At 69.9% G+C, this 19,109-nt stretch carries 17 protein-coding genes and 1 pseudogene; 8 read left to right on the top strand and 10 right to left on the bottom strand.

Annotated elements, in window-relative coordinates:
• Positions 1–43 precede the first annotated feature (43 nt).
• Positions 44–496, bottom strand: a complete 453-nt coding sequence (locus tag T398_RS16525) for a hypothetical protein (protein WP_496447981.1) — start codon at positions 494–496, stop codon at positions 44–46.
• Between the two features lie 537 nt (positions 497–1,033).
• Between T398_RS16525 and T398_RS16520 the strand changes: the two genes are divergently transcribed.
• Both T398_RS16520 and T398_RS16515 read left to right on the top strand, forming a co-directional pair.
• Positions 1,034–1,579, top strand: a complete 546-nt coding sequence (locus T398_RS16520; RefSeq protein ID WP_496447979.1) for a GNAT family N-acetyltransferase — start codon at positions 1,034–1,036, stop codon at positions 1,577–1,579.
• Between the two features lie 63 nt (positions 1,580–1,642).
• A complete protein-coding gene (locus T398_RS16515; RefSeq protein ID WP_496447977.1) occupies positions 1,643–2,482 on the top strand; it encodes an alpha/beta fold hydrolase in 840 nt (279 codons plus the stop codon).
• 319 nt (positions 2,483–2,801) lie between these two features.
• On the opposite strand, the gene T398_RS16510 is transcribed toward T398_RS16515, so the two are convergent.
• Complete coding sequence (locus T398_RS16510; protein ID WP_496447975.1) at positions 2,802–2,963, bottom strand: hypothetical protein; 162 nt, start codon at positions 2,961–2,963, stop codon at positions 2,802–2,804.
• A 37-nt stretch (positions 2,964–3,000) separates the two neighbouring features.
• On the opposite strand from T398_RS16510, the pseudogene T398_RS16505 reads away from it, so the two are divergent.
• From T398_RS16505 to T398_RS16490, 4 genes and pseudogenes are all read left to right on the top strand, one after another.
• Positions 3,001–3,771: pseudogene (locus tag T398_RS16505) on the top strand (hypothetical protein).
• Between the two features lie 199 nt (positions 3,772–3,970).
• The gene (locus tag T398_RS16500) at positions 3,971–4,783 is read left to right on the top strand and encodes an inositol monophosphatase family protein (protein WP_496447973.1); all 813 of its coding nucleotides are present in this window, start codon (positions 3,971–3,973) and stop codon (positions 4,781–4,783) included.
• A 275-nt stretch (positions 4,784–5,058) separates the two neighbouring features.
• Positions 5,059–6,072: a coiled-coil domain-containing protein gene (locus tag T398_RS16495; protein WP_496447971.1), complete on the top strand. Its 1,014-nt coding sequence runs from the start codon at positions 5,059–5,061 to the stop codon at positions 6,070–6,072.
• Positions 6,073–6,108: 36 nt separating this feature from the next.
• On the top strand, positions 6,109–7,662 hold the full coding sequence (locus tag T398_RS16490; protein WP_496447969.1) for a fused MFS/spermidine synthase: 1,554 nt from the start codon (positions 6,109–6,111) through the stop codon (positions 7,660–7,662).
• A gap of 29 nt (positions 7,663–7,691) precedes the next feature.
• On the opposite strand, the gene T398_RS16485 is transcribed toward T398_RS16490, so the two are convergent.
• Both T398_RS16485 and T398_RS16480 read right to left on the bottom strand, forming a co-directional pair.
• Positions 7,692–8,360: a potassium channel family protein gene (locus tag T398_RS16485; RefSeq protein ID WP_496447967.1), complete on the bottom strand. Its 669-nt coding sequence runs from the start codon at positions 8,358–8,360 to the stop codon at positions 7,692–7,694.
• Entirely contained in the window at positions 8,350–9,684 is a 1,335-nt protein-coding gene (locus T398_RS16480; RefSeq protein WP_496447965.1) for a TrkH family potassium uptake protein, read from the bottom strand. Before T398_RS16480 ends, T398_RS16485 begins: the two co-directional genes overlap by 11 nt.
• A gap of 181 nt (positions 9,685–9,865) precedes the next feature.
• On the opposite strand from T398_RS16480, the gene T398_RS16475 reads away from it, so the two are divergent.
• Positions 9,866–10,612, top strand: a complete 747-nt coding sequence (locus T398_RS16475; RefSeq protein WP_496447963.1) for an SDR family NAD(P)-dependent oxidoreductase — start codon at positions 9,866–9,868, stop codon at positions 10,610–10,612.
• 27 nt (positions 10,613–10,639) lie between these two features.
• On the opposite strand, the gene T398_RS16470 is transcribed toward T398_RS16475, so the two are convergent.
• On the bottom strand, positions 10,640–11,455 hold the full coding sequence (locus T398_RS16470; protein WP_496447961.1) for a hypothetical protein: 816 nt from the start codon (positions 11,453–11,455) through the stop codon (positions 10,640–10,642).
• Positions 11,456–11,557: 102 nt separating this feature from the next.
• On the opposite strand from T398_RS16470, the gene T398_RS16465 reads away from it, so the two are divergent.
• Positions 11,558–13,750, top strand: coding sequence for a RecQ family ATP-dependent DNA helicase (locus T398_RS16465; RefSeq protein ID WP_496447959.1), 2,193 nt, complete (start codon positions 11,558–11,560; stop codon positions 13,748–13,750).
• A gap of 4 nt (positions 13,751–13,754) precedes the next feature.
• Here the strand turns inward: T398_RS16465 and T398_RS16460 are convergent, their stop codons facing one another.
• From T398_RS16460 to T398_RS16440, 5 genes are all read right to left on the bottom strand, one after another.
• Entirely contained in the window at positions 13,755–14,171 is a 417-nt protein-coding gene (locus T398_RS16460) for a helix-turn-helix domain-containing protein (RefSeq protein ID WP_496447957.1), read from the bottom strand.
• A gap of 124 nt (positions 14,172–14,295) precedes the next feature.
• Positions 14,296–15,510 carry a class I SAM-dependent methyltransferase gene (locus T398_RS16455; protein WP_496447955.1) on the bottom strand — a complete coding sequence of 405 codons (1,215 nt, stop codon included), beginning with the start codon at positions 15,508–15,510 and terminating at the stop codon, positions 14,296–14,298.
• Between the two features lie 100 nt (positions 15,511–15,610).
• Positions 15,611–17,272, bottom strand: coding sequence for a DEAD/DEAH box helicase (locus T398_RS16450; protein WP_496447953.1), 1,662 nt, complete (start codon positions 17,270–17,272; stop codon positions 15,611–15,613).
• 650 nt (positions 17,273–17,922) lie between these two features.
• The gene (locus T398_RS16445) at positions 17,923–18,150 is read right to left on the bottom strand and encodes a DUF3107 domain-containing protein (RefSeq protein WP_018218186.1); all 228 of its coding nucleotides are present in this window, start codon (positions 18,148–18,150) and stop codon (positions 17,923–17,925) included.
• 64 nt (positions 18,151–18,214) lie between these two features.
• Positions 18,215–18,874 carry a TetR/AcrR family transcriptional regulator gene (locus tag T398_RS16440; RefSeq protein ID WP_496447951.1) on the bottom strand — a complete coding sequence of 220 codons (660 nt, stop codon included), beginning with the start codon at positions 18,872–18,874 and terminating at the stop codon, positions 18,215–18,217.
• Positions 18,875–19,109 lie beyond the last annotated feature (235 nt).

The following is a 19,109-nucleotide window of genomic DNA, read 5'->3' as shown; positions in this document are numbered from 1 at the left end:
CTTGGTTGCCGCCCCAGCGTATCGCCTGGAAGCGATAATGACACTACTTGTCGTGTCGTGACTTCCAGTCACGGAAACGATCTACCGCGATGTCGACGTGGCGACTCTCGTTCTGGCGCTGCTTCTGGAAGAAGTGGAGCGCCAGTAATACCAGGTTGCTCGCCCCCTCGCCGTAGGCCAACCTCAACTGCCGTTCGCCTACCCGTATGCGCACCTCGAGTACCCCATCGCGCAGCGGTTTGACGTCGCCAGGTCGGGTGCGCCCTTCGGCAACCCGGTCCATGATCGTTTGGAGCTTGGCGATCTCCGCCTTCGTGAGCCTGGCTTTAAGGATCTCGCGGCGCACAGGATCACCCCCGCCGGGCGCCTCGTAGAAGTCCCAATGTCGGCTCATGCACCAGGCTCCGGTGGCCTGGTCAACCAGGCCTGGAAGTGTGAACCAGACCACGTCCGAGGCATAGCCGACAGCTTCGTCGATAGAACGCTGAGTGTCCAACTCGGTCCTGTCGGGCGACGTAGGCAAAGGTCAGGGCCGTTACCGCCGTCAAGGCAAAGATCGGGGTCGTGGTGTTCCCGCCGCCTTGAGCCAGCCCCTAGGCGGCACCAGCTCGGCGGCGCAGTCACCCGATTCGACCGGATGTGCCCGGTACTGGATCAATACCGCTGTAAGTAGCACCGGCATGCTCCCTGACCTGCGTCGCAAGTCGTTCAGAGGGGTCTTTAGGCAAGATCGTGTCGTTCCCCGCCGTCTACGGGCTCCGAAGGGTCGTCGTCCTTTTGGTGCTCGCCCAGCGCCTTGTCGATGGCTCCTCGGGTGCGGTCCTCGCTCGTCGGCAGCAGGTGCGTGTGGGTCCGGAGGGTGAAGCCGGGGTCCGCAGGCCCTACCCACTCCACAGATGCGCGGACGAAGGCCGACGGGATGGCCGAGGCGGTGCCTCTGGTGGTCGACGCGCTCATGCAGAGGTGCCGAAGATGCGGCGACTGAGGCCGTCGAGGGACTGGCGGCAGCGTAGCGATCTGGAACAGTGCCGGAGTGATCGAACACCAGGAACTCGGCTTTACCGACTTTCGGCGGCGGCAGGATGTCCCGCCGATGCTCAGGCAGGACCTAATCGACTGCTGGGTGGAAGTGACCAACGCGGGTGGGGCCGCTGGCTTCCCATTCCCGCCGGTGACGGCCGTCGAGGTCGCGGCGGCCACCGACGCCATACTTGCTGAACTCCAGCCACAGCGTGGCCGGCTATTGATCGCCTCCTGCAAGGGTGCGCTCACCGGATGGGTGCTGCTCCGTCGCGACCCGAGCCCCTTGATCCGTCATTGGGGAAGCGTCCACCACCTACAGAGCCGTCCTGGTTATCGCGGCCGGGGGATCGGTGTGGCCTTGATGCGCGAACTGCGCTGCGTCGCCCGTGACGAACTCGGGCTGGAGCAACTCCACCTGGCCGCCCGGGGTCGGATGGGGCTGGAGGACTTCTATTGTCGGCTCGGGTGGCGCAAAATCGGCCGATGGCCGAACAAGCTGCGCTTGGCACCCGACGACACGAGAGACGAAGTGCTGATGACGCTCAACCCGCTGTGACGATGGGGGGACAAGGTCCAGACTGTCCCCATGGGACGGCGACTTCATGACAGAATCTCCTCCGTGGAAAGCTTTCGCTCCTATGACGGCACCGAGCTGGCTTATCGGTCAGTCGGCTCCGGTCCTCCGCTGATCTGCATCCCTGGTGGCCCTGGGCAGGCGGTGGAGTATTTGGGAGAGCTGGGTGGGCTCAGCAGCTGTCGCACCCTGATCCTGCTGGACAACCGGGGCACTGGCGCCTCGAGCGTCCCCGCTGACCCGGCCACCTATCGTGTCGACCGCTTGGTTGACGACGTCGAGGCACTACGGCAACACCTGGGCTTCGACAGCGTTGACCTGCTCGGGCATTCCGCCAGCGGCGGGACCTGCCTGCTCTATGCCGCCCGGCATCCGGAACGGCTGAACCATCTGGTGCTGGTCGCCCCGTCACTGCGGGTGGTCGGGTTGCAGTCGGACATCGAGGTTGACAGCGTGCTCGCCCGGCGGGCGCACGAGCCGTGGCACCATGCCGCGGTGACGGCGCTGCATGCCGAGGCGAAGAGCCGGGAAGAGCTTGAGCGGTACCGCTGGCAGGCGGCGCCATTGTTGTACGGCCGCTGGAATTCGGCGGCTCAGGCGCAGGCAGCGGCCGAGCCGGTCCAGTTCGCGCAGGCCGCCACCGACGGGTTCTACGAGGAGTACCAACCCGACCCGACGCTGCCCGCGCGCCTGGCGGAACTTAGCGCACCGACCCTGCTTCTTGCTGGTGAGTACGACATCTGGCCGACCGTCGCAGCGGTACGGCAGCTCGCCACTCTGTTCGACAACGTAGAGCTGGTGACGCAGCCGGAATGCGGCCACTTCCCCTGGGTCGACGATCCGGCGGCCTTCGTGGCATCAGTCGACGCGTTCCTGGCCAGCTGATGCCGCTTCTTTAAGGGCGTTGGATCGTCATCGTCCTGGTCCTCACCGAGTTCCTTGTCTGAAAGTAGGCACAGGAAGAATTGTCGCTAAGCGGAGGGCGCGGCGCGGCCTGCCTCTTTACCCTATTCGTGCTGATGCTGGCGGACCTCATGCCGCCGCAACGTCAACCCTAATTACTGCTTCGCTTCCACGTGGGCTCTATCTGCGCACGAAAGATGAAGTCACCATCTGATAGCGCTTGCTGAACATGCAAATCTGAGGAGTCGCCGTCGACCCGCCATTCGTGTGCGGTCAAACAAACAAGCCGTCTCTCTGCTGCTTATCTCGGCACCGGCTCGAGCGTGGCCTCGCCCCGGATCTGGTCAGCCCGCCGGGTATCTTCCCGGCTAAGCATCTGCTGCTGGAGCGACAGGTTCTTGGCTTCGAGCGATGCCAGCTGCGCCTGCATCACCGCCTGACTCTGTTGCTGCGCGATAAGCATCTGCTCAGCCTGCCGACGAGCTGCCTCCGACTTCTGTGTGAAATTGAGCGCCGTACTACCCGCGCTGGGTCTGACCGGTGGCCTGCTCTTTGCTGCCGGTTGCACTCAGGCGACGGAGCCCACGCGGACCGAGAGTCCGGCCCCGGCGGAAACCGTGGCCCCGTCCCCAACACCCGACGTTCGCGACGAGTTGGTCGCGGCGCTGGAGCGGTCTCAGGGGGCTGCCCACTGGTATGCGGTGCGCGGTAGCCTGCCCGAAGGGAAAAGCGTCGAGGCCAGCGGTGCCTTCGATCCGAAGCAGCAGCGCTTCCAGACCACCATCTCGGTCACCGGCGGGGAGAAACCGTCGGCGGGGAGCCGGGTCGTCGTTGGCACCGACAGTTAACCAGCGGCCGTCCGACAACGAGGAATGGGTGCACGTCGATCTGACTCGGGTGGAGCCGGACGATATATTCGTGGGCTTTGACTGGGCCGACCCGACCGGCATGAAGGCGTTCACCGCGTCGATCTTCTCCGCGCAGCGCACCAACACCCACACCTACACCGGCCAGTTCCGGCCCGACGGCAGCAGCATCAAGCCGTTCCTCCCCGTGGGCGCTCCGAGCATCGTCACGATCGCCATGCCCCCGTCGCCCTTCACGATCACCACTGACGACCAGGGCGGGTCACCTCGATCGAGGTGGAGCTGATCCCCAGCGACGGCCCGAAGCTGACGACAACCACCACGATGAGTGACCATGGAAAGCCATTGAAGATCAACGCGCCCGCACGTTCCGTTGAGGCCGCTGACTTCTACTACCGCGAGTGACAGCTCGACCGTAGCGGACCGGTCCGCCCGGCCGAATCCCTCCACCAAGGCAGGAAGGACCCCATGGCTCCGGGGCCGGATGCCGCCGTGGGTCGGTGGGGGATTTCCCGGACGAGCCCGGCGGGTGCCGGGAGGCGGTAGAACGGGGGCATGAGGAAGACGGTGGCCCGGGAAGCGGTCGAGAAGCGACGTCCGTCCCGTGACTGAGAACCTGTTCGACGAGGTCGGCACGCTGCTGCGGACGGCGGCTGACCAGGTCGTGCTGCCGCTGTTCCGCCAGCTGGACGACGCCGACATCGAGGAGAAGGCCCCCGGTGACCTCGTTACCGTCGCCGACCGGCGGGCGGAGGAGCTGATCTCGGCGGGTCTGCGCCGGCTGCGGCCCGAGTCGGTGGTGGTCGGTGAGGAGGCCGTCGCCGAGGACCCGGAGCTGCTGCGACACCTGAGTCGGCCCGGCCCCGTGTGGCTGGTGGACCCGATCGACGGCACCGCCAACTTCGCTGCCGGTCGCCCGCCGTTCGCGCTGATGGTGGCCCTGCTGATCGACGGAGAAACGAGCGCCGCGTGGATGTTCGACCCGGTGGTCGGCACGCTCGCTGCCACGCGTTCCGGAGTGGGGGCGTACGTGAACGGGCGTGCGGTCCGCACCGCCGGAGCGCCGGCTGACCTGGGCCAGCTACGGGGCGCGGCGATGGCTCGCTACCTGCCGGCGGCCTTGCGTCCGCGGGTGGAGGCGGCCGGTGTGCGGTTGGGCGAACTCCTTCCCGGGCAGCACTGCGCCGGGCGGGAGTATCTGGACCTGCTCCTCGGGGTGCAGCAGTTCGTGCTCTACTGGCACACCCTGCCCTGGGACCACGTACCCGGCACTCATCTGGTCCGGGCCGCCGGTGGGGTCGCCCGGCGCTTCGACGGAGCTGAGTACCATCCGGGCGTCGAGGGGCAGGGCCTGCTCGTCGCGGCGGATGAGCGGGTCTGGGAGGCGGTTCGGGAGGTATTCTTCGGCGGAGCGTGACGACGCGCGCCACCCAGCGTCAGGTGGCGTGGGGCGGTGTCCGTCACCCGGCGCTTAGCACCCTGTAACGGCGTGCGCCACCCAGCGTCAAGCCGCGCGAGCCGGCGGATTTGGGGGTCTCGCAGCGCTGGTCGGTCCGGTATTGTGGCCGACGGTCTCCGCCCGCTGGCCGCCGGCTTGGGCCGGGCGTCCACGCCCGCCTCCAGGTGCGGCGCCGATGGGACCACCGACCAGCGGGGATCGCGGGGGCTGACGGCACTCGGGAAGGATCCACTGTGCGCACAGTCCTGCCCCGCGGGGGCTCCCGTCCGCTGACTGTCCTCGCGGTGGCGGTGGTGGTGGCCGTGGCGGTGCTGCTCGGCGCCGTGCCGGCCCAGGCCGAGCCCAATGAGGGCGGCAGCGAGAAGTTGCGGAAAGCGCTGACCGCCGCCGCCAAAGCACACATCGACGCCACCGCCGAGCTGAAGAACTCCAAGCGTCGGCAGGAGGAGCTGACCACGGAGCTGAAGGCGGTCGAGGTGCAGCTGGCTGACCTGACCGCCCAGGTGGGCGAGGTGGCCGCGCAGTCGTACCGGTTGGGTCGACTCGGCCCGATGGCGACGTTGTTGGAGAGCACGTCGCCCGACGAGTTCCTGAATCGGGCGATGAGTCTGGACGTGATGGCCCAGCGGGACGGCCGTCGGGTGCGCGAGCTGACCGAGGTCCGGGAGACAGCGGAGAACGCCAAGATCGCGATTGACTCCGAGATCCGCGAGCAGAAGAAGCAGCTGGACGTCCTGGCCAAGAACAAGAAGGCGGCGGAGGCGGCGCTCGCCGCGGTCAGCTCGGGTGGCGGCTCCGGGTTCGGTGGCGGCTCGGCCAGTGCCGCGCCGGCGTCCCGGAACCCGGACGGCTCCTGGCCGTCGGAGTCCTGCTCGGTCAACGACCCGACCACCTCCGGCTGTATCTCTCCGCGCACCCTGCACATGCTCAAGCAGTCCCAGGCGGACGGTTTCAAACGGCACGTCTCCTGTTATCGCAGTGGCGGCGGTGGCGAGCACCCGAAGGGGAGGGCCTGTGACTTCTCCGCCGCCCCTGGTGGGTTCGAGAACGTCACGGCGACCGGCGGCGACAAGGCGTACGGTGACCAGTTGGCGACCTATCTGAAGAACAACGCGAGCCGACTCGGCGTGATGTACGTCATCTGGTATCGACAAATATGGATGCCGAATACTGGTTGGCGGGCATACAGCGGCGGCGGGAGCCCTGCCGCTGACCACACCAATCATGTTCATGTTTCGATGTACTGACTCGGGCGGCCCGCCACGCTGCGTACTATCGCGCGGGTGAACTCTGCCTCGTCCCAGACTCCCGTCCGGTCGACCCGACTCGGGTCGGCGACTGGTCCCGCCCTGCCCAAAGGGCTGGCCGCGTTTCTGGTCTTCTTCTCCAGCGGCGCGGTTCTGGTGCTGGAGACGGCCGCGCTGCGCCTGGTCGGTCCGTACGTCGGGGTGACCCTCCAGGTGACCAGCTCGGTGATCGGCATCGCGCTGGCCGCGATCGCGTACGGGGCCTGGGCCGGCGGGTGGCTGGCGGACCGCCGGGACCCGCGTACCCTGCTCGCCCCGGCGCTGGTGCTGGCCGGGATCGCCACCGCGGTGACCCTGCCCGCGGTCCGCTACGCCGGGGAGGTGCTGCGGGGCGGGGCGGCGTCCGCGATCCTGCTGCTCGTCGCGTTGGCCGTCTTCGTACCGGCGATGCTGCTGTCGGCGGTCACCCCGATGGTGGTCAAACTCCAGCTGTCCGACCTGCGCCGTACCGGCCAGGTCGTCGGCCGGCTCTCCTCGATCGGCACCCTGGGTGCGGTCACCGCCACCCTGGTCACCGGCTTCGTGTTGGTGGCCGCGCTGCCCAGCACGGTGATCCTGCTCGGCTTGGCGGTCTCCCTGGGGCTGAGCGGCCTGATCCTCGGCGGGTGGCTCCGGCGGACGGCGGGCGAGCAGCTGACCGGCCCGGCCCGGGTATCGGCCAGCCTGGCCGTGCTGGGCCTGCTCGGCGCCGGCCTGACCACGGTCGCCCCGAACCCGTGTGACATCGAGACGGCCTACCACTGCGCCCGCGTCGAGACCGACCCGGGCCGGGCGAGCGGGCGTACGCTGCTGCTCAACTCGGCCCGGCACTCGTACGTGGACCTGGCCGACCCGACCCATCTGGAGTTCGCTTACACCCGGTGGATCGGGGCGGTCGCCGATGTCATCGCACCGGCGGGGCGCCGGCTGGACGCGCTGCACCTGGGCGGAGGAGGTTTCACCGTGCCGCGGTATCTGACCGCCACCCGGCCGGGCACCGAGAACGTGGTTTTCGAGATTGACGGCGGGCTGGTCGAGTTGGGCGAGGAGAAGCTCGGCCTGCGGCAGGGGCCGGAGTTGCGCGCGGAGGTGGGGGACGCCCGGATGTTGGTCGCGGCGGAGGCGGCGGAGAGCCAGGACCTGGTGGTGGGGGACGCGTTCGGGCATCTGGTGGTGCCGTGGCATCTCGCCACCCGGGAGATGGCCGCGGAGGTCCGCCGGGTGATTCGTCCCGGCGGCGGGTACGTGCAGAACGTGATCGACTACCCGCCCCTGCGCTTGATCCGCAGTGAGGTGGCCACCGTCGCGGCCGAGTTCCGGCAGGTGGCCCTGATCGCGCCGCCGGCCGCGCTCGCCGGTGAGCAGGGCTCCAACTTCGTCATTGTCGCCTCGGACGCGCCGTTGCCGCTGGCCGCGGTCCGGGAGCGGCTGAGCGAGGTTGACCCGGCCGCGGTCGTGCTGGACGGCGCGGCGCTGCGGGAGTTCGTCGGCGACGCCTTGGTGTTGACCGACGACTACGCCCCGGTGGACCAGCTACTCGCGACCGCGTGATCCCCGCCGGCTGGCTGGCCTCGCCGCGGTCAGCTGAGCGCAGCAAACGACTGCACCTGCTCGATGCTGCCCTCCACGATCAGCATGCTGCCAGCGGCCAGTACGGTCTCGTCGGTGGCCGCCTGGAACCGTTTCCCGGCCAGTTTCGCCGCCACCACCCGTACTCCGTGGCGGTCCTCCGGGTTCAGCTCGTGTAGCCGGCGGCCGGTGATGCTCTCCGGGGTGCGGACCTTGGCGATGGCGAAGTCGTCGCCGAACTCCATGAAGTCCAGCATCCGGCTGACGATGAGATGGGCCAGCCGTTCGCCGGCCTCCGCCTCGGGGAAGATTACGTGGTGCGCACCGACCGAGGTGAGGATCTTCGCGTGCTCCGGCGAGCGGGCCCGCGCCCAGATCTGCGGTATCCCCAGGTCAACTAGGGCTAGGACGGATAGGATGCTCGCCTCCATCGAGGCGCCGATGGATACCACGGCGCGTTCGAGGTCTTCCGCGCCGAGCTGTTGCAGCGCCCCCTCTTCGGTGGCGTCGGCCTGCACCACCCGGTCGATCCGGTTGGCCCACCGCTGCACCAGCTCCGCATCCTGGTCGATGGCGAGTACCGGATGTTCGAGTTGCACGAGCGTGTCGGCGACCTGGGAGCCGAAGCGTCCGAGCCCCACCACGATGACCCCGCTGTGCTGGTCTGTCCTAGCCGACAAGGGGTTGCTCCTCCGGGTAGCGGTACAGCCGTCGTCGGGTGTTCAGCGCGAGTGCCGACCCCAGGGTCAGTGGACCGACCCGGCCGATATACATCAGGACAATAAGTGCATATTGTCCACCGTCGGGAAGGTCGGGGGCGGCGCCGAGGGAGAGGCCCGCCGTACTGAAGGCGGAGGTCACCTCGAAGAGCGCCACGTGGTGGGGCATCCCCTCGGTCAGCAGGATCAACGTCACCGTGCCGACGACCACGATGGCCACGCCGAGCAGCGCAACCGTGACCGCCTGCCGCTGGCTGGCCGTGGCGACCCGGCGGTGGCGGATGGTGACATCGGGCTCGCCCCGCAGTTCGGCCCAGATCACGAAGGCGAGGAGGAAGAAGGTGCTGACCTTGATGCCGCCGGCGGTGCTGGCGCTCCCGCCGCCAATGAACATCAGTGCAATGATCAACGGGATGCCCTCTTCGCCGAGCGCCTCGATGTTGATCACGTTGAATCCACCGGTACGAAAGAACGCGTTCTGGGCGAACGCGGCGAGGAGCTTCTCCGGCCACGGGCGGATGCCCAGCGTGTACGGATTGGACCATTCGGCGGCTAGGAGGGCGAGGAAGCCAACGATCAGCAGGGTCACGCCGCCCCAGATGGTGAGCTTGGTGGAGATGGACCAGTGCCCCGGGCGCCGCCGGCTGCGGACGGCCTCGAACAGGGCCGGGAAGCCGAGCCCGCCGAGGAGCGCCCCGAGCGCCATCGGCAGGATGAGCCAGGCGTCGCTGGAGAGCCCGATCAGCCCGTCGCTGTACAGGCTGAAGCCGCCGTTGTTGAAGGCCTGTACGGCATGGAAGAGGCCGACCCAGAGCGCCTCGCCGAAGGGGTGGTCGTACCGACCCCACAGCCGCAGGGTCAGGATGATGGTGATGATCGCTTCGACGGTCAGTGAGATGGCAGCGATCCGAAACAGCAGCCGGCGGACATCGCCGAGGCCGAACTGGGCGGTCTCGGCCTGCACGAGTAGCCGGTTACGCAGCCCGAGTCGGTGGGATACCAGCAGGATGACCAGGGTGGCGCCGGTCACGATGCCGAGGCCGCCGATCTGGGTGAGGATGGTGATCACCGCCAGGCCGAAGCCGTTCCAGTAGTTTGGCGTGTCCACCACGGCCAGGCCGGTCACCGAGACCGCGGAGGCCGAGGTGAAGAGAGCGGTGACGAAGGGCGTGTGCCGCTGCTGGCCGGTCGCCCACGGCAGCATCAGCGCGAGGGTGCCGATGAGGATCGTGGTGCCGAACCCGATCGGCACCAGCCGAACGGGGCGCCGCAACAGCCAATGCACCCGACAATCTTCACTTTTCGCCATCGGTGGTGGGGTGGAAACGGCAGTCAGGAGGGCTGGCCGGCGCCGATAAATCGGCCTTATGTGGGCGTTTCAGGCTGACCTGTGGCCGGTGGCCCCCCCGGTATGCGCGGACCCCGCTAATCTCCTGATCGACGAGGGCTTCGAAGGGGGACAGTGGATGGGCGAACGGCTGGCCGTGATCAGTGGGGGTGGCACCGGGATCGGGGCAGCCACCGCAGAGGCGCTCGCCGTTGACGGTTTCGATGTGCTCGTCGTGGGCCGGCGGGAGGAGGCGCTGCGGGCGACCACGGCTCGACTCTCCTGGGATCTCGCCCGACCCGGCGCGGTCCGGGCGGTGGTGGCGGACCTGACCGACCCGCAGCAGGTTCCCCGGGTGATCGAGGCGGTCGAAGGCCGGGCCGTTGACACGGTCGTCAACAACGCCGGCGGCTACCTCGGTGGGGAGGCCGAAACGCTGGTCGGGATCGCCGAGCAGTGGCGGGCCAATCTCGACGTGAACCTGCTCACCGCCGTCCTGCTCACCGAGGCGCTGCGGCCGGCACTGCGGCGCCCCGGCGGCCGGGTGATTCTGGTCAGCTCGAGCGCGGCGCAGCGGGGCGGCGGTGGGTCGTACTCCGCGGCGAAGGCCGCGCTACACGGCTGGGCGTACGACCTTGCGGTGCGGCTCGGGCCGGACCAGATCACGGTCAACGTGGTCAGCCCCGGGTACGTCGCGGACACCGAGTTCTTCGGCGGTCGGATCACTCCCGAGGGACACGACCGGCGGGTCGCAGACACGTTGGTCGGGCGGGCCGGCACCCCGGACGACGTCGCCGCGGCCGTCCGCTACCTCGCCAGCCCCGCCGCCGGCTACGTCACCGGGCAGGTACTCGGTGTCAACGGCGGGTCGGTCCTGGGCCGGTGAAGGTGGTGGCGCTCCGCCGCCGTCCGCTCACCCACCCAGGATCTCGTACGCCGCGTCCGGCGCTGGCGTCACGTCGCCAGTGGGGGAGGCGACCGCCGGGGCGTTGCCGTAGTCGTAGTACCGCACCAGGTACTCGGCGGCCGGTTGCTCGTCAACGGCGGGGAGTTCCATCGTCAGCGTGTCGAGGTGTCCGTCGCTGCCGATCACCGCGGTGAACGGGATCGACGTCGCCTGTTCGCCCAACGCGGCGACGTCCACCTCCGCCACCGCTTCGGCGATCTCCGGCCCAGCGGTCAGGTCGACCGTGCCGGTGTACGCGCCATCGGCCTGCTGTTGCACCGCGTCGGCCGCCCGTATGATCACGCCGACGTTGCCGATGTCGGCGCCGTCATACACCTGCGGGTTCGACAGCTTGCTCTGGTCAAGCTCCATCCACTGCTGCGGCAACTCGAGTAGTTCGTTCAGCTCGGCCGCGTCCTCGAAGTGCACCTTCAACCAGGAGCGTTGGTCAACCACCCGGAAGGACATCGCCAGGCTGAAATCCGCCTCGTTCTCGGCCTCGTTCCCGGCCTCGGCTGGGGCGATGTTCAGTTCCATCCCCTTGCCGGTTGGATCGACGGCCCCGGTGATCCGCCGGCCCGTGGCGTCCACGCCGGAGAAGCGGAACGCCGGTGTCTCCTCGCCCGGCACCGCGGCGAGCAGGGCGTCCTTCGGCTCAGGGGGCGGTGGCGGCTCGCTACTGTCCGATCCGCACCCCGCCAGCAGAAAACCGGCGGCCAGGACGGTGGCTGAGCCGACGGTGACCCGCCGGGCCAGGGGGGTGGCGCAGGTTCGCCGCGTCATGCGTGCTGCCTCTCCAGCAAAGGGACTACCGCAGTCGATCCTCACATAGCCGGGTAGGCCGATGGCCGCCGGCCAGCGTGGGGGCACTGGTAGAAATGCCGGATGGGCCAGGATCGAACGGCGGTACGCGAGCAGGCTGAGGCAGTCCTGCAGCGGTTGGCTGGAGCGCACGCCCGGCTCCGTGAAGACCAGTGGCGGGCGATTGAAGCACTGGTGGTGGACCGACGGCGGGTGCTCTGCGTCCAGCGCACCGGTTGGGGTAAGTCGGCCGTCTACTTCGTCGCCACCGCGTTGCTGCGGACGGCCGGCGAGCACGGACCGACGGTGATCGTCTCCCCGTTGCTGGCGTTGATGCGCAACCAGGTCGACGCGGCCGCCCGGGCCGGGATCCGAGCCCGGACCATCAACTCCGCGAACCTCGACGAGTGGGACGAGATCACCGGGGAGATCCACGCGGGGGCGGTGGACGTGCTCCTGATCAGCCCGGAACGGCTCAACAACCCGGACTTTCGGGACGCCGTACTGCCGAAACTGGCCGCCACCACCGGGCTGCTCGTGGTGGACGAGGCGCACTGCGTCTCCGACTGGGGGCACGACTTCCGCCCCGACTATCGCCGGCTGCGGACGTTCCTCGGTAACCTGCCGGCCGGTACGCCGGTGCTCGCCACCACGGCCACCGCCAATGCCCGGGTCACCCAGGATGTCGCCGAGCAACTCGGTGCGGCGTCCGGGCCCGATGCGGCGTCCGGGCCCGATGCGGCGTCCGGGCCCGATGTGGCGTCCGGGGCCGGTGGGGGGCCCGAGACCCTGGTGCTGCGCGGCAGCCTGGACCGGGAGTCCCTGCGACTCGGTGTGGTTGACCTGCCCGGCCCGGCGCACCGGCTGGCCTGGCTCGCCGATCACCTGGATGAACTTCCCGGCTCCGGCATCATCTACACGTTGACGGTGGCCGCGGCGGCGGAGACCGCCGAGTTCCTCCGGTCCCGGGGCTACTCCGTGGCCTCGTACACCGGCCAGGCCGACGACGCGGATCGCCGCGCCGCCGAGCAGGATCTTCTCGACAACAAGATCAAGGCGTTGGTGGCCACGAGCGCGCTCGGGATGGGTTTCGACAAGCCCGACCTCGGGTTCGTGGTGCACCTCGGCGCGCCACCGTCGCCGATCGCGTACTACCAGCAGGTCGGCCGGGCCGGCCGCGCCGTCGCCCACGCCGAGGTGCTGCTGCTGCCCGGCGGTGCCGAGGACGCCGCGATCTGGCGGTACTTCGCCGCGCTGGCCTTCCCGCCAGCGGATCAGGTGCGGTCGGTGCTGGCTGCCCTGTCCACCGACCGCCCCCGCTCCACACCGGCGCTCGAGCCGATCGTGGACCTGCGCCGTACCCGGTTGGAGCTGATGCTCAAGGTTTTGGACGTTGACGGTGCGGTCCGCCGGGTACGCGGTGGCTGGATCGCCACCGGCGAACCCTGGACCTACGACGAGGCCCGGTTGCGTCGGGTCGCCGCGGCCCGCACCGCCGAACAGGCGGCGATGCGGGAGTACGCGACCACTGCCGGCTGCCGCCTGCGCTATCTGCGGGAGTGCCTGGACGACGCTGCGGCAACCGATTGTGGTCGATGTGATCGGTGTGCCGCACCGACCTTCGCCGCGGAGTTGTCCGAGGACACCCTACGGGCGGCCGAGGCGTTCCTCGGCCGCTCCGGTGTCGGGATCGCCCCCAAAAAGCTCTGGCCAACCGGCCTTGCCGCGGTGGATGTCCCGCTCCGGGGGCGGATCGCCCTCCCCGAGCAGGCGCTGCCCGGCCGGGCCATCGGGCGCCTCTCTGATCTCGGCTGGGGCGGGCGGTTGCGCGGACTCGTCGGGCCGGGCACGGCCGACGTGGAGGCGCCCGACGATGTGGTTGCCGCCGTAGTGGAGGTGCTCCGGGAATGGGCGCACGGCACCGACCCCTGGCCGCGTCGCCCCGTCGGGGTGGTCGCGGTCGGCTCCCGTCACCCGCGACTGGTTGCCTCGCTCGCCGGGCGGGTCGCCGCGGTGGGGCGAATGCCACTGCTCGGCACCGTCGCGGTGGCCGCCGGGGGCGGAGCACGCGGCAACAGCGCCCAACGGGTACGCACCCTCTACGGCTCGGTGACCCTGTCGTCGGAGCTGACCGGTGCCCTGGCCGGACTGGCCGGGCCGGTGCTGCTCGTTGACGATCTCGTCGACTCGGGGTGGACCATGACTATGGTGGCCCGGGAACTGCGTCGGGCGGGAGCGCCGGAGGTGCTTCCGCTCGCCCTGGCGGTCGCCGGTTGAGAGCTCAGTCCGGTTGGTGGATCGGCCGCTGGGCCAGGTAGCGCAGCAGGTCCCGGATGTGGTGCTTCTCCTCGACCGACACCGCCGGGTCGGCGAGGCGCTCGCGGATCGCGCGGATATCCGCCTCGAGCGGGCCGTCGTTGCCGCACCGAGGCGGCGTGGAGCCGGCCTCCGGCAGACCGAGAGCGCGGAAGGCGGCGGCGACGGGCAGGCCGAGCGCGACGCAGAAGCCCTGCACCTTGGCCAACTCGGGGTAGTCGTGCCAGTCACCGGCGAGCCAGCGGAAGACGGTGGAGCGGCCGACCCCGGTCTGGGCCGCCAGGTCGGTCACCGTCCAGCCGCGCTCGGCGCGGGCATTGTCGATGGCGCGCCGGACGAAGCGGGCGAACGCTTCCTGTGCGGTTCCCTTTCCCGAAGCCATCCCAGCTGATCTTCCTCCCCTCGGCCTGGTGCGGCCTTCGCGTCACCGAGAATCGACATTCGACGGTGCGTGGGTTGAGGGTAGTACGGCGGCCCCGGTTGGGGGCTGGCCACTGTGGAGGAAATCAGTCGGTCGGGTCGGTGGTGCGTACCTGGCGGCTGGTCGCATTGGTCGCCGTCGCGCCGGCCGGGTCGCCGAGCAGGGTCGCCAGCCGCGGCGTGACCCGCCAACCGTCGACCAGGGACCGGTACTGAGACCAGTGCTCACCAGTCGGGGGCGCCCCGGTGTGGCGGGCCCGGATGAGTAGGTTGCGCGGCGTGTGGCGGGAGTCGACGAACTCGACCACCTCGGCCCGGTATCCGTGCAGCCGCAACAGCCCGGCCCGGACCGCGTCGGTGAGCACGTCGGCGAAGCGCTCGCGGAGGATGCCCTGCCGAGTCAGCAGCTCGTACGGGGGTGGGGTGGGCTCGGAGCGGAGCTGGGCGGCGAGGTCGTGGTGGCAACAGGGAGCCGCGAGCACCCAGCGAGACCCCCACTGCACCGCCCGCGCGAGCGCCTCGTCGGTGGCGGTGTCGCAGGCGTGCAGGGCCAGCACCAGATCGGGGTTGGGCCCAACGGCCGCGTCGGTGATCGTTCCCGCCACGAAACGCACCTGATCGGCCCAACCCAGCCGGCGCGCCAGCTCGGTGTTGCGTTGGCGCTGGTCCTCGCGGACATCCACGCCGACCAGGTGGACATCGATGCCCTGTTGGGTCAACCAGCGGTACGCGGCGAAGGTGAGATAGGCGTTTCCGCAGCCCAGATCGGCGACGCGCAGTGGGCCGCGGAGCCCGTCCGGGAGCGTCGCGGCGAGCGCGCGCAGAAAGGCGTCCACCTGCCGCCGCTTGGCCGCCGACCCGCCGATCACGGTGAAGATCGGGTCACTGGGATCGAGTAGGTGGGCCTTCGTCCGGTCGTGGCTGACCGGCTCGGCTATCGGCTCGGCTACCGGCGGGGCCGCCGTGCGGTGCACCTGTGCCGTACCGGATTTTGTGACCCGGAGCTGCAGGGTCGTCGTTGCGGTCTCGACGTGCCAGTTGCCGAAGGGTTCGGCCAGCAGCGCGTCCACCGCCGCCTCCGCTTCCGCGCCTCGGGCGAGGTTGCGAGTGCGGGGCGCACTCCCGTTCGCGGTGATGACCTGGAGTCGGGGCCCGGACCTGAGGGTGACCGGCCGTAGCTCCGCACGGTGCACCGACGGGCGAAGCCCCCGGCGACGCCCAGCGGCCACCGCCCGGTTGAGCCCGGCGTCGAGCAGCAGTGTCCGCACTTCGGCGAGCGCGGCGGGCAGGGGTTCCGGCATGGTGTCATCCTCCGGGGGTGGGGGTGGGCGCTCAGCTGGCACCAGCGCCCGACGTCCCCCGCTGGTGCCAGCGAGGGACGTCGGGCGCGGCATGCTCTGCTCAGTCGGCGGTTGTCTTGGCCGCCGTGCCGGTGTCGGTTGTCTTGGCCGCCGTGCCGGTGTCGGAGCCACCGCCGCGGCGCCGCCGACGACGTCGTGGCTTCGGCGCCGCACCGCCCGCCGAGTCGGCGGTGGCCGCTTCGCTGGTCTCGGCGGCCGGCACCACGGGCTCGCCCGGGGTGACCACCTCGCCGCCCCGGCGGCGCCGCCGCCGGGGGGTACGCTCCGCGGCCTCGCCCGGCTCGGTGGCGGCACCAGCGCCAGAACCGGCGTCACCGCCGCGGCCCCGGCGGCGGTCCCGGCCGGTGCCACGGCGGGGTCCGCGGCCATCGCCGCGGCGGGATCGTCCGCCGAGGTCCTCCTCGGCCTCGGCGGAGAGCCCGGCCCGGGTTCGCGCGCCGGTGGGCAGAGTGCCGGTGACCTCTGGGGAGATGTCCAGCTCGGCGTAGAGGTGCGGGGAGGTGTGGTAGGTCTCTGGCGGCTCCGGCATCTCCAGGCCGAGGGTCTTGTCGATGATTCGCCAGCGGGGCATGTCGTCCCAGTCAACGAAGGTCACCGCGACGCCGCTCGCCCCCGCCCGGCCGGTCCGGCCGATCCGGTGGGTGTACGTGTCCTGGTCTTCCGGGCAGTCGTAGTTGAGGACGTGGGTAACGCCGCTGACATCAATGCCCCGGGCGGCCACATCGGTGGCCACCAGGGTGTCGATCTTGCCGGTGCGGAAGGCGCGCAGTGCCCGCTCGCGGGCGCCCTGGCCGAGGTCGCCGTGGACAGCAGCCACGGCGAAGCCGCGGAAGTCCAGATCCGCCGCGACCCGGTCGGCCGCACGCTTGGTCCGGGTGAAGATCATGGTCAGCCCGCGCCCCTTGGCCTGGAGGATCCGCGCCACAATCTCGATCTTGTTGAGGGAGTGGGTGCGGTAGGCCAGCTGCTGGGTCTGCGGCGAAGGGCCGGTCTCGGCGGTGTGCCCGGCGTGAATCGTCATCGGTCGGCGCAGGAAGCGCCGGGACAGCGCGACGATCGGGTCCGGCATCGTGGCCGAGAAGAGCATCGTCTGCCGCTCTTCCGGCAGCATCGCCAGGATCTTCTCGACGTCGTCGAGGAAGCCCAGGTCCAGCATCCGGTCGGCCTCGTCCAGGACGAGCGCGCGGACCCGGTCCAGCTGCAGCTGCTTCTGCTTGGCCAGGTCGAGCAGGCGGCCGGGGGTGCCGACCAGGATCTCCACACCCGTGCGGAGCGCCTCGATCTGCGGTTCGTACGCCACCCCGCCGTAGATCGGCAGCACCCGGACACCACGGGTACTGCCCGCGGCCTTGAGGTCTTTGGCGACCTGGATGCCCAGCTCGCGGGTGGGTACGACGACCAGCGCCTGTGGGGTGCCGTCGCCGCCCTCGGCGGGCGCGAAGACCCGCTCCAGCAGCGGCACGCCGAAGCCGAGGGTCTTGCCGGTGCCGGTCGGGGCTTGGCCGATCAGGTCGACGCCGCGCAGCGCGATCGGCAGCGCGTACTCCTGGATGGCGAAGGCCCGGGTGATTCCGGCGGCCTTCAGCGCGTCAACGGTCTCTTGCCGCGCGCCCAACTCGGCGAAGGTGGGCGCTTCCGGGCTTACCGGTGCGGTGGCGGCGAGTTCGGCGCCGTCCATGAGGTTGTGGGTGAGTTCGCTCATCTCGGTTCGGGGGTGCCCTCTCGTGGGTGCGCCCCGTTGAGTCCTCGAGGCGCGGACGGTGTGGCGCGGGCCACACGGTCGGGTGGCGAAATCGCCGAGCCGGACCGGGCCGCACGCGCGCCGCGGGCCGGCAGCGACCAGATCGAAACGGGAACTAATCGATCGTTGGACCAGATCGATTGTTGGACCAGATCGAGATCGAACGTCGGTCGGTGCCCACGGCAACTGTTCTATTCTACCTGAACCTCCCCGGCGCTGTTTAGATTCCGGCAGGTGGGGCCGGGAAAGGCCGGGGAGAGCCGACACCGAGCGGCAGGTAGCCGGCCCGCCGTGCACCGAGCGGCAGGTAGCCGGCCCGCCGTGCACCGAGCGGCCTTCGGGCCGGTCGAAGCCCTTGCCGGTTGGCCACGACTGCGGGGTGGCCACGGCTGCGGGGTGGCCACGGCTGCGGGGTGACCACGGCTGCGGGGTGACCACGGCTGGGGAGGCGGCGCCGGTCGTCCGCCGGCCCCGGGGCGGACCGTAGGTTTCCCCAGGGCTGGCTCGCCGCTACCCAGCGCCCCGCGCGCTGAGCGGGGCGTCGCGTGCGGCCTGCCGGGCACGCGCACGCCACGGCAAGTGCCTCGGCACCTGCCGTGGCAGGGTTCTGGTCAGCGGACGGTAAACCCGACCGCCCGGGATGACGCCTCGGCGATCTCGACGTACGCGACCTTGTCGACCGGGACGATGACCCGTCGCCCCTTCTCGTCGGTGAGGGAGAGGGTGCCGCCGTCGCCGGCGATGGCGTCGGTCACGATCCGCTCGATCTCGGCCGGCGACTGTGCGCTCTCCAGAACCAGCTCGCGCGGCGCGTACTGCACGCCGATCTTGACCTCCACTGTGCCTCCTCCACTGGGGCGAGAATGCCGCCTTGCGAAGGCTATCCGATCACGGGGGCGGCGGTCAGGCTGACTCACCTTGCAGTGGAAAGCTCGCGATGCCTCGCCAGGAGAGCGCGGCGACCAGCGCCTCGGCCTCCGCCTTCGCCACCTGCCGCCCGTGGGCCAGCCAGAACTGTGCCGCCGTCTCGGCTGCCCCGACCAGGCCGGATGCGAGCAACTCGGCGTGGGCCCGGCTTACGCCGGTATCCGAGATGATCGTGTCGGTGATCGCCGCGATACAGCCTTGCTCGACCCGTTCGACCCGCTGGCGTACCGCGGGGTCGTTGCGCAGGTCGGACTCGAAGACCAGGCGGAACGCCTCACTCTCGTGGTCAACGAAGTCGAAGTACGCGCGGACCGAGGCGCTTACCCGCTCCTTGTTATCGAGGGTCCCGCGCATCGCTTCCTGCACCTTGGCCACGAGCGTGTCGCAGTGGGTGTCAAGTAGCGCCAGGTAGAGCTCCATCTTGCCGGGGAAGTGTTGGTACAGCACCGGCTTGGAGACCCCTGCGCGTTCGGCGATGTCGTCCATCGCGGCTGCGTGGTAGCCCTGTGCGACGAACACCTCCTGTGCCGCAGCGAGCAGTTGTCTGCGGCGGGCGGAACGGGGCAGGCGGGTGGGCCGGCCGGCGGTCTGGGTGCCGTTCCCCACAGCGGTCATGGGAGCCTCCGAGTTCTTCATACGAGCTGGCATATCACCCGAACCGGTCAAGGGTTACCGCCTGTCCCGGAATTGGCCCGCCGCCGTAACTTATCGCCACTGTCACCACACGGTAGCCTCAGCGGGGGCGACCAAGGAGCGCGCGGTGAGTGATGCAGAGCAACCCGGTGCCGCCACCCCGGGAGAGCACGGTGACGAGACCGGTCCACAGCCGGTGCACTCCCGTTCCGACGGTCCGTGGGTTCCCCCCACCGGA

It is taken from the genome of Salinispora goodfellowii (assembly GCF_059570675.1).
This window is presented reverse-complemented; position numbering and strand designations above follow the sequence as displayed.